This window comes from Caldicellulosiruptor naganoensis, from assembly GCF_026914285.1.
GTDB classification, from domain to species: Bacteria; Bacillota; Thermoanaerobacteria; order Caldicellulosiruptorales; family Caldicellulosiruptoraceae; genus Caldicellulosiruptor; species Caldicellulosiruptor naganoensis.
Genome location: NZ_CP113864.1, coordinates 1,122,983 through 1,138,565, shown reverse-complemented (window position 1 = coordinate 1,138,565; position 15,583 = coordinate 1,122,983). Strand labels below are relative to the sequence as shown.

Below are 15,583 nucleotides of genomic sequence, written 5' to 3'. Positions count from 1 at the left end.
CTTGAACCATTCAGTAATTATGCGCTCTCTCGACTTGCAGAAAACAAAGCATAATCAACAGCTTCCCGTCCAGACATCTGAACTTCACCATCAGCAGCAAACATATTGAACGGTAAAAATTGGAGTACCAAAAACATTGCTAAAATCATACTTAAAAACTTCTTATTTCTTGCATTCATTACACTTTCCTCCTCCAAATTTTAAAATTTAATTTAGCTTTTTGCAGAACGCTCAATATGAGCGTTATCAATCATTTAAAACATCTAAACAGTCTGGTCACTTTCCTCATATTTGTAATATTTTCTTGCTTCCTTGATACATAAACTAAATCTTCTTATTTGTCCACTTTCTGGACTTAATTTTATGCTAATATTTTATCCAAACATTTCATACTATGTCAACATCCATTTTTCGCTTTTTTTTACTCTTCATTTTTTAAATCTAGCTCCCCTACACGCTTTAATTTGCTCTTTATTTCTTTGAATTTCTGTGCAGTTTATGAAATTGAAAGTAAAAAATATTTATTTTCTTTCTCAAAAAATCAGCTCTCTCAACAGCATTTTTGTGTTATAATACAATCTGTTATAAACTAAACAACTTATAATACCAAATCAAAACGCAACTTAGCATGAAAGGAGTAAAAAGATGGTAAGAGTCAGATTTGCACCAAGTCCAACAGGTCAGCTTCACATAGGCGGTGCAAGGACAGCACTTTTTAACTATCTATTTGCCAAAAAACACAATGGAAAATTTATTTTGCGTATAGAAGACACCGACCTTGAGAGGTCAAGAGAAGAGTGGGCAGAAGGTATTATGAGAAGTTTGAGATGGCTTGGAATTGAATGGGATGAAGGACCTGACATTGGTGGAGAGTTTGGACCATATTTCCAATCTCAAAGGAAAGACATTTATATGGAGTACATCAATAAACTATTAGAAGAAGGTAAGGCTTACTACTGTTTTTGCTCCCAAGAAGAGATTGAAAAGGAAAGGGAAATTGCAAAGCAAAATAAGGTATCTTACAAATACAGCAAAAAATGCAGAAATATAAGTTTAGAGGAAGCAAAAAGAAGAATAAAAAATGGTGAAAAGGCAGTTGTCAGAATAAAGGCACCACAAGATGGTGTTACAGTAGTCCATGACATAATTCGAGGAGATGTTGAGTTTTCAAATGACCAGTTGGATGATTTTATAATATTAAAATCAGACGGCAATCCAACGTATAACTTTGTATGTGTGGTTGACGACTATTTTATGAAAATCTCACATGTAATAAGAGCTGAAGAACATCTTTCAAACACGCCAAAACAGCTTATTATTTATCAGGCTTTAAATCTAACCCCGCCCCAATTTGCTCATGTTCCAATGATTTTAGCGCCAGATAGAAGCAAATTGAGCAAACGCCATGGTGCAACTTCTGTGGAAGAGTTTTTTGAAAATGGTTATTTAAAAGAGGCTATTGTGAATTATCTTTTGTTGCTCGGCTGGTCACCTGGAGAAGATAGAACAATAATTGGACTTGATGAAGCTATTGAAAAATTTGAGCTTGAGAAAGTGTCCAAAAATGCTGCTATATATGATATAAATAAGCTCACATGGATAAATGGTCATTATCTGAAAGAGATTCATATTGAAGACTTGTATGAAAGAATGAAATATTTCTACTCTAAAAAAGGCATCGAAATTGAGAGGTTTGACAAAGAGTATGTAAAATCTGCTTTGAAACTTGTTCGTGAAAAGGTAAAGACTTTAGTCGAGGTTGTGGATGCAAGCACATACTTTTTTGATGATAGCTACGAATATGATCAAAAAGGAGTTGAAAAATACCTAACACCTGAAAATCTCAATATCGTTAAATCTCTTTCAGATGAGCTAAAAAACTTAGAACCTTTTTCAGCTCCTGAGATTGAAAGTCTTGTTCGTAAAAAAGCCGAAAGCTTAAATGTAAAGGCGGCAAACATTATTCATACAATTAGAGTTTGTATAAGTGGAAGAACAGTCACTCCCGGGCTTTTTGAGATGATGGAGGTACTTGGTAAGAAAGAGGTTGTAAAAAGAATAGAGAGAACTTGTGAAAAATTTTTGAATAAGTAGAATAAAATTGGCTTTGGTAAATGTTTTGCATGGTAGTAATAGTTATTTTTATCACTCCAAAAAATAAAAACCTCACCAGCTTTGTTCCCTGGTGAGGTCATTTTTTATATTTTCTCATCTGGTGCGGATGGGGGGATTTGAACCCCCATGGGGAGAGCCCCACAAGATCCTGAGTCTTGCGCGTCTGCCAATTCCGCCACATCCGCAAAAGCTTATAAATTCTTCTTTACATTATAATATTTTAAGCTAAACTCCCACCAGATGTCAACCAAAAAGATTTTCAATTTTTCCAAGATGCTTAAATCAGTCAAGCCTCTTTGAAAATCTCTTTATTGAAATAAAAAGAAGTACAAGCCCTAAAAATATTAACACCAAGACCTCATCCCACAGATATTCTATCCCGACACCTTTGAGAATGATCCCTCTTAATATTATCAAAAAGTAAGTAAGAGGAATAAAATTACCTATAAACCTTATCACAGCTGGCATTGCTTCGCGGGGGAACATAAAACCTGAAAGCAGCACACTTGGCAACAAAAACAAAAGTGCAAGCTGCATTGCCTGAAGCTGTGTTTTTGAGACAGAAGATATGAGCATTCCTATCATGAGCGCACAAATGACAAATTCCATCCCCAAGATAAACAGCAAAAGAATATTGCCTCTCACAGGTACATTAAACCAGAGTATTCCAAACAGGAGCGCAACTAAAAAGTCACCCAGTCCCAAGAAATGTATAAGGAACAAGTTTCGCTAAAATTAGCTCGATAGATTTTATTGGAGTTACTATTAACTGTTCCATTGTACCTTTTTCTCTTTCTCTTACAATTGCAAAGGCTGTAAGTATTATAGTTATATTTTGCATAATGAGCCCCATAAGGCCAGGAATTGTAAAAAGTTCACTTTTCATAGAAGGGTTGTATTTTACCCGTGTTCTGACATCAACAGTAGGTCTTGCAAAATAACTTTTCTGACCAAAGTTTTGCATTGTTAAAATACCACTTGAAAATACTGTCTTTGCAATTGTTGGGTCTGTCCCATCTACTATGAAAAGTACCTCAGGACTTTTGTTTTGTTTAAGAAGTTTTGTAAAGTCAGAAGGGATAATCAAAGCAGCTTTAATTTTACCACTGTCAAGACTACTTTCTATCTCTACCTGATTTTGTGCAAAAAAAGTTGGCTTAAAATACCTTGTATTTTGAAGCTTTTTTATAAGTTCTCTACTCTCCTGAGTTTTTGCCATATCAAGTATTCCTATGCTCACATTTTCGACATCTATCTTGACAGCATAGCCAAAGAGCATAAGCATAATAAATGGTGCCACAAATGCTATAACAAAACTTGCCTTATCTCTTTTAATTTGAATAAACTCCTTTTTCGCAATGGCAACAAATCTTCTTATTGAGAAACCATTCATTTTAAATCTCACCTCTATCTTAAGCAATCTTTTTACTGTGAGAATACCTTCACAAACACATCTTCAATACTATGTGACGAATACTTTGTCTTGACATTTGCAGGTGTGTCTACCTCTTTCAAAATCCCATTGAACATAAAAGCAACATAGTCACACCTCTCAGCCTCATCCATATAATGGGTGGTTACTAATACTGTAACGCCCGACTTTGCAAAAATTCTTATCATCTCCCAATACTCTTTCCTTGAGATAGGGTCAACTCCAGCTGTTGGCTCATCTAAGATTAAGATTTGTGGAGTGTGAAGTGTTGCACAAGCAAAGGCAAGTTTTTGTTTCATTCCGCCAGAAAGCGTGCCGACAAGCGATTTTTCTCTGCCTTCAAAACCAAAAAATTTAAGTAGCTTTGCCTTTTTCTCTTCAATCTCATCCTTAGAAAGGCCATATATCGCACCATAAAATTCAATGTTCTCTACAATTGTTAAATCCTCATATAGACTAAACTTTTGAGAGACATAGCCTATATTTTGCTTTACTTGTTCTGGATATTTTGAGACATCCTTTCCAAGTACTTCTACATATCCTTTTGTAGCTCTTAAAACACCGCAAATTATTTTAATTGTGGTTGTCTTCCCAGACCCATTTGGCCCAAGCAAGGCAAAGATGCTACCTTTGGGAATACTAAATGATATGTCATTTACCGCAACAAGCTCCCCAAACTTTTTTGTAAGCCCTTCTACCTTGATTGCATATTCCACCTATCATCACCTCAAATTTTTAAAAAACTAAATTTTCACGTCAACAAGCATTCCAGGTTTTAAAATATCTTTGTTTTTTGTTACTTTTATCTTGACCATAAAAACCACTTTTTGTTTTTCCTCTTTTGTCTCTACGTTCCTTGGTGTAAACTCTCCTTTATCAGAAATAAACACAATCTCACCATACGCTTTTTTGTTGCTATCTAAGATAATCTCAACCTTCTTACCAAGCGAAAGTTTTTGTAGCTGTGCTGAAGGAACATATATTTCAAGATAGTAGTCGCTTAAGCCTATTCGAGCTATAAACGTACCAATACCAACAAACTGTCCTTGGTCAACCCCTTTTGTTAAAACAATACCATCAACAGGTGAGGTAATTGTGGTCTTTCTCAGATTCAAATCAGCAATTTTTAAGTTCTGCTCTGCCATATTTACATAAGAGAGAGCTTGCAAATAGTTTCTCTTTGCAATGTCAACAGAAATCTCAGTAATCATTTTATCCTCATCTGTAACAGATTCGTTTTTCACCATTTCAAGTTGGTTTTCTAATGAATTAATCTGATGTGTCACACTACTATTTTGAGCCTTTAGGGAATTTAATTGCATTTTTAGCTCTGATAATAGCTTTATTGTGTCCAAATTAGCCATTTTCATCTTTTCTAAATTTTTTACGTTCTCTTCTAAAAATTCAATGTTATTTTCATTTCCTGATTTTATATCTTGTAGCTGTAGAATATTTTCTTTTATCTGATTAATCTGGTATTTCGATGGTTTTCTAGAAAGAAGCTGATATTTTAGCTTTGCTAATTCCCAATTTTGCTCAGCGATATCCGCAGACAATTTAGCAACTTCAAGGTTTGCCTGTGCTATATTTTTTTGAATTTCATAAAGGTTTGAATCAATCTTTGCTATTATATCACCTTTTTTAACCTTAGAGCCTTCTTCAATAAAGATTTTCTCTACTCTCCCAGCAATCTCAGTGTTTATATCAATAGTCGATACCTCTACAGTTGATGAGTACACATCTTCAGCATTTTCTTCTCTGCACCCTGTCAAAAAGAAAGTAAAAATTGAAATTAAAAAAAGGACAGTAGAAAATACCTTAAAGTTTTTAGATTGCAATATCGCCTTTATCATCCTTTTACTCCTCCCCAATAGACTTTTTTATCACATTTAATACATTTTCTATCTCCTCTTCAATCTCATCACTTGTTGTCTCAATGCCCAGAATATATTTTTGGAATAAAAAAGTAAGAAGAGTGCCTATCATCATTCTTGAAATGCCTTTTGCCATCTCTTTTGAAATATTCCCTTTTCGTATTAGTATCCTCTCAATCAAACCCTTTGCCTCACAGGTTTTAGGCACCATATTTTTTATAACCTCATTTTTGAGAGAGTCATTATAATTAATTTCTATTAGAATAATCTTAAAAAGGTCAATGTTTTTGTCCAGCATTTCAAGTCTTTCATTTATAATTGACCTCAAAAATTCAGAAGCTTTTAAATCCTTGTTCTTTTTGATATTTTCTTTAAAAGGAGAAAGAGCAATAGAATCTAAGATTTGTGTCAGGGCAACACTTACAACTTTATGAAGTAAATTCTCCTTGTCTTTAAAATACTTAAACAGTGTAGCTTCAGAAATACCTGCTTCTTTTGCTATTTGAGCTGTTGTTGTGGCAGCATAACCATTTTGTGAAATCAACTTTATGGCTGATTGAATTATTCTGTTCTTAGTATCTTCACTTTTCCTCAATTTTAATATCTTCTCCTCCCCTAAGTTTTTCAGTAAGTACTTACTTACTTTTTATTATAAAAAATTTTTGTATTTTTTACAACTAAAATAAAAAAGGGCTTTTAACAAAGCCCTTTTTGCTCATATTTTCTGTTTTGGTGACCCCGAGGGGATTCGAACCCCTGTTACAGGCGTGAAAGGCCTGTGTCTTAACCACTTGACCACGGGGCCATATCTTTAAATGTCCTCTTAACATAAAATGGTGGCGGCGAACGGATTCGAACCGCTGACACTGCGGGTATGAACCGCATGCTCTAGCCAACTGAGCTACGCCGCCATTCCCATTATATTTATATTTGGTTGCGGGGGGAGGATTTGAACCTCCGACCTTCGGGTTATGAGCCCGACGAGCTACCAGCTGCTCCACCCCGCGATATCTGGTGCCGGAAACCGGACTTGAACCGGTACGACCTTATTCAGGTCCCAGGATTTTAAGTCCTGTGCGTCTGCCAGTTCCGCCACTCCGGCATCGCAATTATATATTTTAATAGGGTTTTCAAGCATTGTCAAGAGTTTTTTTACTCGCAAAAACCACCAAACACCTTTAAAAAACTCATTTACCGAACAGGACTTTTAAGTGTTCTCAAATTAAAACATTCAAAAATCCTGTATGGTTTGTTCGTTATCAGTTTAACCCCAAAGTAAAGAATTCTCAATAGAGAAAATTTGTTTGAGTTTAATTGCTATCTGTTGCCATAACAGCATATCATAACATCTAATTTTATGCTTCAAAATATCGGCTAAAGGCAGCACGCAACAATGAACCTTCTTCAATTTCTTGCCCCTACACCTTGCTTTTGGCTGCTTCATGGCTTTACTTTCCTTACACTTGCTGCCAGAAATCAATTCTATATTTTAACATTGCACAAAAATGCTATTTTGTGCAAACATAAATTTACAACGTCACCTTATTTGTCTTACTATGCCATAGCTTTGGCTTTCCAAATGCTAATAATCATCTTTGTTGTAATTTATTTTCTTTTCTGTAAACTGCCCTATCTTCTTCATTACCAGTTACAAAATAACGCAGTTTGACCCTATTTTTCTAATTGAAAATCATTCTCAATTAGCCATCTCTCAAGGCTTGGATGTGTAAACCCAATACCCCACTAAAGTTTACTCATTTTGTGCAAAACGTTGCATTATGTTAACCTCATTCAATCCAGTCTTTTACTATCCCTGCCCAGTATTTTAACTGTCAACTTATGTAAATTATTTCAAGAATTTGCCAGCTTTTTATAACCTTCACACCTTAACATAAACAATTCAGTCTCTATATTGCAAATACCATTTTTCAACAAAACCTGAAAAGTCTTGATATTGCTTGTTTAGAAATAAATTGCCTTCTATTCCTTGATACTTCTAATCTCAAAGGCAATTTTTTAAGACAAAATCCTTTGAAACCGGTTTCTTTTGAACGAAAAACACAAAGGACGTATTTTGATACGTCCCTGCTAATTAATGCACGTTTTAAAGCCTTTTAGCACGTTATAAATTCCTCGCCACAACCACTACAAAGCCAGCCTTCCCATTTGTCGCTGCTAAACCATTTAAAACTTGCACCGCAGCGTGTACACTTGCTATTAGGGACAAGGTGTCCTGTTCCTAATGTTATGCGTTCTGCCCATTCTGTCACATCGTTTTCGATTTTAACGCCAACCACAAATTCAACTCTACCCGTTGTTTTCAAACACTGTAAGCAAACAAACCCCTTTTGCTGCCTTTTTTCGGCAAACTCAAAATCTATACCGTTACATGCAGGACACTTGACTTTTAGGGAAGTTTGTAGCTTTTCAATTTCCCATTCTCGCTGTGCACACTTTGCAAATTTTGTGTACAGCTGCAAATCATTTTCACTGGGAGTTTTCTTTCCAAACTCCTGTGATAGTCTCTCCATCATAGCCCAGAAATGCCCTTCCTTACTGCAAAGTTGCTTGTCATAAGCCTTCTTTTTCAGCTTTGCAAAGTAGGAAGGCTTTTGTTTTGTTACAACTTCCCTTATTTCAAGTTCAGTCATAAGCCTTATTGTGTGGTTAACTTGCTTACTTGCTGCTTTTACTGGGTTAACTTGGTTAACCAGCGTTATAGCTGCCTTGTCCATTATAACAGTAGCAACCAATGGACAACCAGCAGCAACGCCAACATTGTTTGCAACATTCTTGGACTCTTCAATTAGGGCAAGCCACTCCCACGGTCGCATACCAGCAACCTCCACCTTTTGCGTTTGCAACTTTATTCAAGCAGGGGAAAAGCATGTGTGTAATTTTTATTCATTCAGTTAGGGAAGGGTTTACCCCTTCCCTATTTATGTTTAAGTTTAAAAGGGAAAAACTCAGAATTTTCAAGGGTTTGCGTCCCCTAAAAGTCAGGTAATTACTCCCGCTTTTCGTAGGTAAATACTCCCGCTTTTCATAGGTAATTACTCCCGCTTTTCTTGCTGTGTGACTGTATAATTATACTTTTCAAGCTGTATATTTATAACATCCAGATGTTTTTGTGCTTTCTCGGTTATTTGCAGGATGATATTATCTTTTAGGTCAAAGTGGTAGCTAATCACTCCTAACTGTTGTAGCAAGGACAAAGCTTGCATGACTAAAGGTCTTGCTTGTTCTAATGGTTTTTCGGGGATTATGTCATTTATGAATGCTGCCTTGTTACGTTTGTGTGTATTGTTCTTGCGGCAACGACTTAAACAGTAGTAGTAAATTCGCTTTGCGACTTGGTTTTTGTTGATTTTTTCAATTACTCGATAATCGCCAAAAATTAGGTAACGCAAATTGATGTTTTCATTGATAGAAGGTGGAATGCTAACTTTGACCTTCTTGACGTACTTCCCTTCTTGGGTAGGCAGCCAGCTATCATTTTCTCCTATTTTGCGTTCTTCTTCTTTGTCTTCTTTGAGGATTTTGTAACAGTAACTTAAAGAAGTCAGCAAATAGAAGCTTTCTTTTTTCCTCTCTCCATTGGGACGATAAAACTCCTCTCTTTGGATTCCTGTTTGGAAAAGGGTATAAAGGGTCTCAAAAAGTTTCTGTTTATTCGCTTTGCAAACTTTAAGTCCTTTCTTTTTCAAAAGGTAGGTCAAGGGAATTTCAAAAGTGTTGTCGATAATACCATTCTCGACCTTATAGGTGAGGATAGCAAAGTAAATTTCTCGGTCAAATTCTGTTAGGGTACGCGTACTCATGCCTTTTATGATACCGCCTTCACTGGTTTTACTTTCCCAAAAGACTTTGCCATTTTGTAATGTTGCTGTTCCCCTAAAGGGTACAATTGGGTTGATGGCAAGGTTAATTTCGGCTATGAATTTACTTGTCAAAGCTTGGTTTTCTCTCACTGTTTTCAACCTCCTCGAATAGGTATATGCCACCCCAGAATCGCATTGTTATGTCATCCCCTATGCTGCCATATCTGTTTTTGACACAATTGAATTTGATTGTATAACCATTACCTTTGTAGTCATCGTGAATAGGTTTGTCGTCATCTCTTTTCATTAGGAAAGCGGCTGCTGTTCCATATTCAATTGAACCAGATTCTTTGAAAGCTTTTATATCATCGTCGTCATAGCTTTCCCTATTCAAGCTGCTGATAGCTACAACTGGGAGTAAAAACTTGTTTTTAATTTCAAACAACTCTTGCATTATCAGGTCAACTCGTTGCTTATCGCTTTGATATGGTTTTGCTGGTTGGAGAAGCTGTAAGTAATCAATGAACAAGATAGGTTTTTGTAATCGGTCAAGAATATAAGGTACATCGTCAAGCTTTTGTTCTTCCACAATATGCAGCTTGAAAGCAAATTTTTGGGTGTAATCTCTGACAACATTCATGTACTCTTGCATTTCTTCTTCTCTTGCTGTTCTTGTCCTGAGTTTGCGATAGAAGTCAAAAGCAGGGACTTTCACGTTTGCCTTTCTAAGCCCATATTCACGGCAAAAAATCCTTGTCAAAATCTCTTCTTTTGGCATTTCGGCAGATAGGAAGACACACTCATAACCTTGCTGTAAGAAGTTGTCTATAAGTTGCAACAAAAACGTTGTTTTACCAACGCTGGGCTTTGCACCAAAGACATACAGGTTTCCTGGTACAAAACCCCCATTTAACACATCGTCTAATTGCTTAAATCCTGTGGAAATAGCTTTGAATTTATCAGACTTGAGAAAATCAACATACTGGGCAGCAAAATTAATGAGTGCATAGGGATAAAAAGCCGCTTTAAGCTGCCATTTTAAAAACTTTATACACTCGTCTTGAGAGTTTTGCCAAAACTCGTTGATGTCTTTGTAAGGTGCACCTTCCCATCTACAAATAGCCACTTCATACTGTTTTTTCATCTTATCAAAAAGTTGTTTTGCTGCTTTGCTGCCTGCCTCGTCGTTGTCAAACAGGATAAAAAACTTCTTGTTCTCTGGCTTAATACGATTTAGGATTTGTACAAACTCGTTTTGATTTTCGCAGCCATTTAGTGCGATTGCTGGCTGTCCAATTGCTGCTTCAATTGTTAATGCGTCAAAAATTCCTTCAGTGATAAAAACGTTAGTTTGCAGGTCGTCTTTGAGTATGTCCAAATTGAAAGGTATCGCTTTGTGTCCTTTAGGGAATTCATAACGTGGCTTGTTATCATCAAGATTGCGACGCACATAGCTTATTATCTGCCCGTCTTGGAAGATAGGTAGTACAATTGCGTTATTTTCAACATCATATCCCAGCTTGTACTTCTCAATTAGGGTAGGTGAAATTCCCCTATCAGCGAAATAGTTTGTTAGTTTTGCACATTGTGAACATATTTCGACATATGCTACAATTTGGTCATGAGAAAGTTTTTGGTCTTGCGTAAAGTTTTCTGCTTGCTTATCACTAATAGGCAAACCTATTTCCTCGGCTAACATCTTAATTGCCTCCCCAAAGGATATGTTATGGTAAAGCTGGGCAAATTTGATGACATCACCGCCAACGCCACAGCCAAAGCAATGAAAAAACTGTTCGCTGGGCTTGATATAAAACGATGGGTTTTTATCTGGGTGAAATGGACAGATAGCCTTGTAGCTGCTACCTTCCTTTTGTAAGAACAAAAACCGTCCTATGTAGTCAACAATATCAATTTTTTCTTTGATTGCCTTTACAATGTCTTTAGCTTCCACTTTGTGCCCCCCCTTTTTTGTTTTGCTGATTTTAGACCAATTAAGCCGCCCTACCGGTAACCGAATAGGGCAGCGAAGGATTTTAAGAAGCCTTTTCAACCTTTGTAAAGTATTTTAGCGGCAAATAATACTGTTCCGTGGAATTGCCAAATGTACGCAAAATAGCTTTTTCGATAAACTTGTCAAAGTCAATTTCAAAGATATTTCCTGTATCTACCTCCTCAATCCGTATTAGCTTACAACCTCTTTCCTTGAGTTTTTCAACAACGCACTTTTCAATTCCATACGCATTTAGGACAAGTAACTTGCTGCGTGTAAAAACTTCTTTGTAAAAGACTTTTTCGCTGGAATTATAATCACCAGCTACAACCTCGCGTTGCAAAAATTTGTTGTAAACTTTCATTAACATTTTTGTAAACCCCCTTTCATTTTCAGAAAATTGCCTACTATTTTTTGATAACTCTTGACTTTTGGCTGTGATATAATTAAAATTAAATGGAGAATAAAATTGTTTCTTGTTTAAGTGGTTTTAAAAAAGAACCACTTTTTTTTTTATGCCGTTTTGCTGTCCACCACCTTTAGTGTGCCATCTGGATTTGCAATTTCTTCTATGGACACACCCAAAAACGTTGCCAGAGACTGCAATAATTTTGGATAAGGTTTTCGCCAACCCCTTTCGATTTGTGAAATTAGGTTAGGATTTACACCGATTGCAAGTCCTAACTTGCTTTGAGATAATCCCTTGTCTTTTCTAATTTTTTCTAAAACTGTCATAAATATCACTCCTTCTTTTTTTTTTATCACTACTTAATATATTCAAAGTAATGGGCAACATCAATATCTTGTTCTTTAAAAATTACTTCAACCTAAATATAGTGTAGCAAAAGAACTCATAGTTGTTAATAATTTCCCACTTTTATACTCACCTTACAATCATATTTTGCACAAATGTTTTAGTGCTTGAAAAAACTACTTTTTTCTTAAATTACTTTCTGATTTTCCTTTTAGAAGCTATAAATTGCCTCTAAAAATCGTGATTTTGCACAATTGTTACTTGAAAAAGATTAATCCTCAATCTCTTTCAACGACCCATCTTCATTAAACAAGTCATCTTCTGCCACATTGAAAAATTCGGCTAATCTCCTTTTAATTTTTGGATAAGCTTTTCTTTCCCCTCTCTCAATTGAAGTCAACAAGGTGTAATTAATACCAGCTGCCAAAGATAGTTTAGCTGATGATAAATTATGCTGTTTTTTCAAATATTCTAATTTTGTCATCTCAAAACAACCCCTTTCCTGTGTTTTTCAAAAATAAAAGCTGCCCCAAAGAAGCTTAAAACTTCTTCTGAAGGCAGCTTTTAAAAGTATTCACTTTTTACCCTTCTATATATTATTATACCACAACTCTTGCAAAACCCTTATTTTTTTAGCTATTATGTGAAAATTGCACTATATGCAAAACCTTGATACTGTTGAAATAAAAGGTAAAACAATGACTTATAGCAGTGAATACTTCATTTTTATTGTGCATTTTGCCATCAATTCAAATGCTTGGTATTGCTATTTTCTTTTCTTAATACCATACCCTATTAAGGTATACTCAAACATGTGTTCTACCTGACAAAGTTTACATAAAACAGGTTGCTTAAACTTGTGCATACAACTTTTTTGTCTCAGTATGTCATAACAACTTCTGCGTCTTCTTTTTCGTCCACTACAGCAATTACACCTGAAAGCTTGTCCTCGTCGGCATACACTCTTACAACACTACTTTGAAATGGTAACATTCCTAAAGCCTTATCAATCCCTTCTAATAGCTTAAACCTCGCTTTTATTCTTTTGTCTCTGTCAATTTTTCTGTTCACTTGAAGATAAACATTTTAAATGCCCATTTCCTCTAAAATTAAACAACCACCACCTGCAACCTGATTGTCTTTAAACACGTCACTGTAGCCAACAAAGAAGTCTATTTTGCTTTCCTCATCATAAAAATGGTATAACATCTTTAAACTCACTCTTTCTTTTTATTTTGATTTTTTATATTCCCAACCCTGTTTAAGGGTTGTTTTAGCAAAGTGTTAATCGGTGTTGCCTTTGCATGAATTTCTTGTAGGTCTTTCTGGGTAAAGTGGACGTACTTTTTTGTCATTTCCAATGTTGTATGTCCCATTATCTTTTGCAAACTCAATTCATAACCACCATTTTTGAGATACAGCAAAGCAAACATATGCCTTAAATCATATGGTCTTATTTTCACACCTAATTGTTTACTATACTCTCTCATTCTTTCATTCCATCTATACCTGTTTAAAGGCTTTCCTGATACTGAACAAAATACAGGAACGCTGTCATCCCATTGGGGATGTCTTGAAGAGATGAGTTTTTTTATTGCGTTTGCTGTTACTGGTGAGATTGGCAGCACTCTTGATACTCTTGTCTTTGCTACATCTGAAGGAATTACAACCTGCAAATTCTTAAAATCAAAATGGTCTTTTAGCAATGAAAAGGCTTCTTTAGGTCTTATTCCTGTGTCAAGTGTCAATAACATCAATGCATAATCACGTAAACCAGCAAATGTCTTTCTATCTGGTAACTGGAGTAGCTTTTGAAGTGTTTCAATGTCAATTTCAACAATTCTGTCATCTGTCTTTCTTGGCTTGAATTTAGCAATGGGATTTGACGGAATAATCCCTTCTTCAACACACCAATTTAAAAAGGCTTTTAAGTTTTTCATTCTCAGATTGTAAGTCACTGGTTTCATTGGTTGCGATAAATACTCAATCAAACACTTTCTTAACTTCTCTGTGTCATTAAAGCAATCTGGGTAACGTCTAAAAAATGAACTGATGTGACGTTCATAGTCCCTAATCGTTAAATCACTTCTACCTTGTGCTTTTTTGTAAGATAAGAAAAGCTGTAATGCGTCTTCCCAATCTGAATTTGAATTGTTGACTTTGAGTTGTTTAGGCATAATAAAAACCACCTCACACCTACTTTTATTCTTTCGGTGTTTGGTGGTTGCGTTTGGATAATACTTTGTTCTCCTGTTTTTATTTCATGACCATAACAGACCTTTTTACTCAATTGTGTAAATTTAAAATGTTCAAAGCCTTGATAATTCTTAGTTTCTAATTACATCCATATTTGGTAGTTTTAAGTCCTGTGCGTCTGCCAGTTCCGCCACTCCGGCATCGCAATTATATATTTTAATCTCTTTCCTTTCACTTGTCAAGAGTGTTTATCTTTTGGTGCGGGTAGAGGGACTTGAACCCCCACGGCTGTTGCCACTAGATCCTAAGTCTAGCGCGTCTGCCAATTCCGCCATACCCGCTTGTCTTTGCGTAATTTATTTTAGCACAAGGTTATTGCTTTGTCAAATGCAATAAAAGTTCTGAACACCCGCCATTTTTAAAATGAGAAGGTGTCTAATTTGGCAGGTGTTCAGGCTTCCCTATTATTGCTTTATATAGACGTAAATTTTTCTTCTTCTCGGACCGTCGAATTCACAGAAAAATACCCCCTGCCATGTACCAAGCATAAGCTCACCGTTTCTAATTATTATATTGACAGATGAGCCTATCAAACTTGCTTTTATATGTGCATCAGAATTTCCCTCGCTATGGCTATAACCATTATTTAAAGGCACTAATTTTTCAAGTTGCTTTTTAATATCACTAATAACCGAAGGGTCAGCATGTTCATTAATTGTAACACCTGCTGTAGTGTGAGGTATAAATACTGTCATAAGCCCTTCTTCAATATTTGATTGTCTTACAATCTCTTTGAGTTTATTTGTAATATCTACAAAGTCAATCCTATCCCTTGTCCTTATCTCAAGCTCTTTGAACATTTCATTTAACCCCCATTCTCCTAAAATAAAATTTACCTTTTGTATTGATTCCAATGTAATATGGAAGATAGTTCTTTTTTATTTCTTACAGGTTCTTCATCAGGGTATCCGATGCTAATTAAAGCACATAATTCTAAATGGTCTGGAACATTCAAAAGCCTTTTTACCTCCTCAGAGTGCTCTTTCTTATAACTTGCAACCCAACAACTACCAAGCCCCAGTGCTTTTGCTGCGATTAAGATGTAAGTCGAAGCTGCTGACATGTCTTCTAAAATATATTCAAACCCTTTTTCATATAAGACTGCAACACAACACGACGCATCTTCTATAAACCTTCCATAACGTGCCTTTTGTGCAATCTGTTTTTTTAGTTCATCATCTGTTACAACAACAAACTCCCATCCTTGGTTTCCGCGAGCTGTTGGCGCAAAGCGTGCAGCGTCAATTATCTTTTCAATGGTCTCTCTGTCAAGGGGCATATTCTTTTTGTATTTTCTAATGCTTCTTCTACTTTTTAGTATCTCTAATACATCCATTAAAA

16 protein-coding genes, 6 tRNA genes and 1 pseudogene are annotated in these 15,583 nt (G+C 35.7%); 1 reads left to right on the top strand and 22 read right to left on the bottom strand.

Features of this window, described 5'->3' with window-relative positions; genetic code table 11:
• Positions 1 to 17 precede the first annotated feature (17 nt).
• On the bottom strand, positions 18 to 179 hold the full coding sequence (locus tag OTJ99_RS05465) for a hypothetical protein (RefSeq protein WP_157841347.1): 162 nt from the start codon (positions 177 to 179) through the stop codon (positions 18 to 20).
• Positions 180 to 645: 466 nt separating this feature from the next.
• On the opposite strand from OTJ99_RS05465, the gene gltX reads away from it, so the two are divergent.
• Complete coding sequence (gene gltX, locus OTJ99_RS05460) at positions 646 to 2,094, top strand: glutamate--tRNA ligase (RefSeq protein WP_045164937.1); 1,449 nt, start codon at positions 646 to 648, stop codon at positions 2,092 to 2,094.
• Between the two features lie 119 nt (positions 2,095 to 2,213).
• On the opposite strand, the gene OTJ99_RS05455 is transcribed toward gltX, so the two are convergent.
• The 21 genes and pseudogenes from OTJ99_RS05455 to OTJ99_RS05350 form a co-directional block, all read right to left on the bottom strand.
• Positions 2,214 to 2,300: transfer RNA gene (locus OTJ99_RS05455), tRNA-Leu, on the bottom strand.
• Between the two features lie 97 nt (positions 2,301 to 2,397).
• A pseudogene (locus OTJ99_RS13030) lies at positions 2,398 to 3,508 on the bottom strand (ABC transporter permease).
• Positions 3,509 to 3,540: 32 nt separating this feature from the next.
• Positions 3,541 to 4,263, bottom strand: coding sequence for an ABC transporter ATP-binding protein (locus OTJ99_RS05440; RefSeq protein WP_045164938.1), 723 nt, complete (start codon positions 4,261 to 4,263; stop codon positions 3,541 to 3,543).
• Positions 4,264 to 4,290: 27 nt separating this feature from the next.
• Positions 4,291 to 5,400 (bottom strand): HlyD family secretion protein, encoded by a 1,110-nt coding sequence (locus OTJ99_RS05435; RefSeq protein ID WP_045164939.1) that lies wholly within the window; start codon positions 5,398 to 5,400, stop codon positions 4,291 to 4,293.
• A gap of 4 nt (positions 5,401 to 5,404) precedes the next feature.
• A complete protein-coding gene (locus tag OTJ99_RS05430) occupies positions 5,405 to 6,016 on the bottom strand; it encodes a TetR/AcrR family transcriptional regulator (protein ID WP_045164940.1) in 612 nt (203 codons plus the stop codon).
• Between the two features lie 135 nt (positions 6,017 to 6,151).
• Positions 6,152 to 6,226: transfer RNA gene (locus OTJ99_RS05425), tRNA-Glu, on the bottom strand.
• 29 nt (positions 6,227 to 6,255) lie between these two features.
• Positions 6,256 to 6,332, bottom strand: a tRNA-Met gene (locus OTJ99_RS05420).
• 20 nt (positions 6,333 to 6,352) lie between these two features.
• Positions 6,353 to 6,428: transfer RNA gene (locus tag OTJ99_RS05415), tRNA-Met, on the bottom strand.
• Positions 6,429 to 6,433: 5 nt separating this feature from the next.
• Positions 6,434 to 6,523 (bottom strand) — tRNA-Leu (locus OTJ99_RS05410).
• A 1,012-nt stretch (positions 6,524 to 7,535) separates the two neighbouring features.
• On the bottom strand, positions 7,536 to 8,270 hold the full coding sequence (locus tag OTJ99_RS05405; protein ID WP_235374605.1) for a hypothetical protein: 735 nt from the start codon (positions 8,268 to 8,270) through the stop codon (positions 7,536 to 7,538).
• Between the two features lie 204 nt (positions 8,271 to 8,474).
• Positions 8,475 to 9,392, bottom strand: coding sequence for a hypothetical protein (locus OTJ99_RS05400; protein WP_045164943.1), 918 nt, complete (start codon positions 9,390 to 9,392; stop codon positions 8,475 to 8,477).
• The gene (locus OTJ99_RS05395; protein WP_045164944.1) at positions 9,364 to 11,193 is read right to left on the bottom strand and encodes a DnaB-like helicase C-terminal domain-containing protein; all 1,830 of its coding nucleotides are present in this window, start codon (positions 11,191 to 11,193) and stop codon (positions 9,364 to 9,366) included. The genes OTJ99_RS05400 and OTJ99_RS05395 overlap by 29 nt, the downstream gene beginning before the upstream one ends.
• 82 nt (positions 11,194 to 11,275) lie before the next feature.
• Positions 11,276 to 11,602: a hypothetical protein gene (locus OTJ99_RS05390; protein WP_045164945.1), complete on the bottom strand. Its 327-nt coding sequence runs from the start codon at positions 11,600 to 11,602 to the stop codon at positions 11,276 to 11,278.
• A gap of 143 nt (positions 11,603 to 11,745) precedes the next feature.
• Positions 11,746 to 11,967 carry a helix-turn-helix domain-containing protein gene (locus OTJ99_RS05385; protein ID WP_045164946.1) on the bottom strand — a complete coding sequence of 74 codons (222 nt, stop codon included), beginning with the start codon at positions 11,965 to 11,967 and terminating at the stop codon, positions 11,746 to 11,748.
• A gap of 290 nt (positions 11,968 to 12,257) precedes the next feature.
• Positions 12,258 to 12,470 carry a helix-turn-helix transcriptional regulator gene (locus OTJ99_RS05380; protein ID WP_045164947.1) on the bottom strand — a complete coding sequence of 71 codons (213 nt, stop codon included), beginning with the start codon at positions 12,468 to 12,470 and terminating at the stop codon, positions 12,258 to 12,260.
• 395 nt (positions 12,471 to 12,865) lie between these two features.
• On the bottom strand, positions 12,866 to 13,057 hold the full coding sequence (locus OTJ99_RS05375) for a hypothetical protein (RefSeq protein ID WP_235374606.1): 192 nt from the start codon (positions 13,055 to 13,057) through the stop codon (positions 12,866 to 12,868).
• Positions 13,058 to 13,072: 15 nt separating this feature from the next.
• Positions 13,073 to 13,195 (bottom strand): hypothetical protein, encoded by a 123-nt coding sequence (locus OTJ99_RS05370; RefSeq protein WP_268748481.1) that lies wholly within the window; start codon positions 13,193 to 13,195, stop codon positions 13,073 to 13,075.
• Between the two features lie 8 nt (positions 13,196 to 13,203).
• Positions 13,204 to 14,163, bottom strand: a complete 960-nt coding sequence (locus tag OTJ99_RS05365) for a tyrosine-type recombinase/integrase (protein ID WP_045164948.1) — start codon at positions 14,161 to 14,163, stop codon at positions 13,204 to 13,206.
• Positions 14,164 to 14,438: 275 nt separating this feature from the next.
• Positions 14,439 to 14,523: transfer RNA gene (locus tag OTJ99_RS05360), tRNA-Leu, on the bottom strand.
• Positions 14,524 to 14,646: 123 nt separating this feature from the next.
• Complete coding sequence (locus tag OTJ99_RS05355) at positions 14,647 to 15,042, bottom strand: secondary thiamine-phosphate synthase enzyme YjbQ (RefSeq protein WP_045164949.1); 396 nt, start codon at positions 15,040 to 15,042, stop codon at positions 14,647 to 14,649.
• Positions 15,043 to 15,074: 32 nt separating this feature from the next.
• A complete protein-coding gene (locus tag OTJ99_RS05350) occupies positions 15,075 to 15,578 on the bottom strand; it encodes a nitroreductase family protein (RefSeq protein WP_045164950.1) in 504 nt (167 codons plus the stop codon).
• Positions 15,579 to 15,583 lie beyond the last annotated feature (5 nt).